Annotated in this window: 4 protein-coding genes; 3 read left to right on the forward strand and 1 reads right to left on the reverse strand. The window is 50.0% G+C overall.

Annotated features, from left to right (window positions below):
* Positions 1 to 767: 7-cyano-7-deazaguanine synthase (locus tag LLF78_03375; GenBank protein ID MCE5201539.1), on the reverse strand; the 767-nt coding region annotated here is incomplete at its 3' end.
* A 109-nt stretch (positions 768 to 876) separates the two neighbouring features.
* Here LLF78_03375 and LLF78_03380 point away from each other — a divergent pair.
* The 3 genes from LLF78_03380 to LLF78_03390 are packed head-to-tail and all read left to right on the forward strand — an operon-like array spanning position 877 to position 2,982.
* On the forward strand, positions 877 to 1,713 hold the full coding sequence (locus LLF78_03380; protein ID MCE5201540.1) for a HesA/MoeB/ThiF family protein: 837 nt from the start codon (positions 877 to 879) through the stop codon (positions 1,711 to 1,713).
* Between the two features lie 2 nt (positions 1,714 to 1,715).
* Complete coding sequence (locus LLF78_03385) at positions 1,716 to 2,711, forward strand: dipeptidase (GenBank protein ID MCE5201541.1); 996 nt, start codon at positions 1,716 to 1,718, stop codon at positions 2,709 to 2,711.
* 1 nt (position 2,712) lies between these two features.
* Entirely contained in the window at positions 2,713 to 2,982 is a 270-nt protein-coding gene (locus LLF78_03390) for a hypothetical protein (protein ID MCE5201542.1), read from the forward strand.
* Positions 2,983 to 3,391: the final 409 nt, after the last annotated feature.

A 3,391-nucleotide genomic window follows, 5' to 3' on the forward strand; every position in this document is an offset into this window, starting at 1 on the left:
TCAACGACAAACAGCGGCTGAGCCGCAGCGATGCCAAGTCCCTTGCGCTGTCCCAGAGTATAGCCGGTTATGCCCTTGTGTGTCCCTATAACTTTGCCCGAAATATCTTTTATCGGACCGGGTCTCGATAGCGTACCGAAAAGTGATCGATAATCATTTTCTCCTGCAAAGCATATCTCCATGCTCTCCGGGCGCTCCGCAACGGACAGCCCTGCCGCACGGACAAGCATACGGACCTCATCCTTTGAAGTGAAAGACCCCAGGGGCAGACGGATACGGCCTATACGTTCAGGGCTGATGCCGCTCATAAAGTAAGACTGATCTTTTTTCAGGTCCAGAGCACGTGCCAGATATGCCCGCCCGTCTCTGTGCAATATCTGCGCATAATGCCCCGTCGCAATATCAAAGCTGCCGCCCCATTCTCTTTCCGCTATATCCCAAAGCAGTCCGAACTTTATTTGCTCGTTGCAGTCTGCACAAGGGTTAGGCGTCATCCCAAGCGTGTATGCCCGACAGAAGGGGGAGGATACCATGGACTTGAACTCGTCTCCGACATCTACAGAGAAATGCGGAATGGAAAGCGCACGGCAAACACACGCCGCAGATTCACATGCCGGCTGCTCCGTTCCGCGTGAGATCTTCATAGTAAGACCGGCAACGGCATAACCCTCGCGCAACAAAATCAGCGCGGCAGCGCTTGAATCCACGCCTCCGCTCATCAGGACGACGGCGCGTTTTTCACTATCGCCCTCCCATGGAATTTTCATGCCATCAAATGTCGCTTTAAGCTTAATATTTTTGGTCGGCTCATTATTCATAAATAAAGTATATTATAATAATCCTTATAAGTCTCTTAAAATATGGAGGGTGTAAATAATGTCGGACAAGGCTCTGCAGCTTATAAAGGAAAAAGCCGTTGATAAGAACGGACGTTCTGTCATATCATTTTTTTTATCCCGTGAGGTTGCGCGCGAGTGTGGCCTGTCCGCGAAAGAAGTTGAAATACTTGCTCTCATGAACGGGATATGCCCTTCCCGCTACGAACGCAGCATAGGCACACTCGGCATGGAGGGGCAGGCAAAACTGCTTTCATCACGTGCCGCGGTTATCGGCTGCGGCGGGCTGGGCGGCTGGATAATCGAAATGCTTGCACGCGCCGGTGTAGGAGAGATAGTCATGATAGACGGGGATGTATTCGACGACAATAACTTAAACCGCCAGCTCATGTGCTGCGAAGAGAGCATCGGCACACCTAAGGCCAAAGCTGCAGAATACAGGGTCAGGCTTGTCAACGGAGCAGTTACGCCTCTACCGAGGATAGAGTACATAGACGAAAAAAACGGGATTGAATTTCTAAATGGTTGCTCCGTAGCCATTGACGCACTTGACAGCAACAGGGGGCGCAGAGAGGTGTTCCATGTATGCCGTGAGTTGGGCATACCCTTCGTCCATGGTGCGATAGGAGGATTTTTCGGAGAGATAGGAGTCTTCTATCCTGAGGACAAGCCCCTCTGGGAAGCTGAAGATATCGCAGATAAGGGGATCGAGGCGGAAAAAGGCAACCCCCCGTTCACGCCGGCTTTCATCGCATCTCTGCAGGTGGCAGAAACCTTGAAGATACTCGCCGGACTTGACGGACAGCTTAGGGATATACTGTTATGGTTTGACCTTCAGTGTCTTGACTTGCAGAAGATAAAATTCGGGGGGGAATAGGTTTGCAGAAGATTATCCTGGATGCACATTTCGACGTGCTGCTCGACGTGCTTCATTTTCGCAGGCTCGGTGAAAAAGAGGTGCTTGAGAGAAGACATCTGGAGTCGCTGCGAAAAGCCGGAGTCAATGCCCTTATATGCTCAATATTCATAACTGACAGCCTGTTGCCCGAGTGCGCTCTCAGAAACGCCCTCAACCAGATTGCCGCATTGAATGAGGAATTGGATGGATCAGACAGGCACTTCGCGCTCTGCCGAGATACCAAAGAGGCCGGCATAGCAATAAAAAACGGCAAAATTGCGATATTTCTCTCCCTTGAAGGCGCGGAGCCTCTCGGAAATGACCTGTTACTCCTGCAAACCTTCTACAGTCTTGGAGTCAGACTTCTTGGGGTCACGTGGTCACGCAGAAACTATGCGGCTGACGGGAGCACATTCGATCCGTCCGATTCGCCGAGAAGTGCAGGAGGTCTGACAAAGTTCGGGAAAGACCTCATAATAAAAGCCCAGAGATTGGGCATGATAATAGATGTCAGCCACCTGAACGATCCCGGTTTCTACGATGTCATCGAGCTTGCGGAAGCACCGATTATAGCATCGCACTCAAACTGCCGTTCTTTATGCGGGGCAGCGAGGAATCTCACAGACGACCAGATATGCGCCATAGCAAAAACAGGCGGCGTCATCGGCATGAATGCCTACTCCCCTTTCACATCTGATGCCCCAGAAGGACGCACACCGGAAAAACTTCTAGACCATCTTACACACATCACAGAGATCGTTGGGATCGAACACGCAGGACTGGGGCTCGACCTGTGTGACTGCGTCAAGTCCTTAAGAACCGGTCTGGATCCTCAGGAGAAAAGAGATCTATTTTCAAACCATGCCGAAGCAGCAGAAAAGTTTATCACTCCGATAAAAGACAAATACTCTGAGGAAGCCGCCGACATGATACTCGGAGGTAATTTCTTCCGCGTTCTTCAAAAGGTTCTTGGCTGATATGTGCGGAAAAGAATATGCCTATCCGGCAGTAGTTGCCTTCGGCTACGGCGGAGGCAACTTATGGGTCGCAAACTTCGCAGGCCTCTCCGGCTGCTGGGTCGAGGGCACCGATCGGGACGAAGTCCTGCGGCGCGCCCCCTATGTCCTCTCGGAGTATATAAAAAGCTGCCTCGCCGCCGAATGGCCCATCCCGGATGCGCCGGATGCAGAGGAACTCCGTGATGCAAACGCAGGAGAAGTGGTCATCATCAAGTGCGTAGTCAAGTAAAACAAATCTGCTGTTTGAGGCACTATAGGCAGTGATATGCTGACATATTACTTTCAACATTAAATTTATCACAATGTTTCATGCCGCTTTTTACACAACTTTATTCCCTTGTTTAAGTTAAAATTCTCAACTTTCCCACCTCTTGCTACTAGTGGATTCAAAACCTCTGTTTTTCGTCTTCTCTGTATGTTATTTAGCGGAGAACCAGTTGCTCTAAAATATTGAAGTCGCTTGGATTCCCGATCTCGAAACGCACTCGAAATAGTTCAGTCACTATGGTGATTTGTTATGTCCCTCTTTCGAGGAACAGCGTCCTTCCTGATCAAAAGCATGCGGGAAAGACGGTGGGAAAGTTGAGTTAAAATTCCTTTTGTTGTAACGAGCAGCGCACTGCACTGTTTATTATTAT

The sequence above is a fragment of the Synergistaceae bacterium genome (assembly GCA_021372895.1).
Classification (GTDB): domain Bacteria; phylum Synergistota; class Synergistia; order Synergistales; family Synergistaceae; genus JAJFTP01.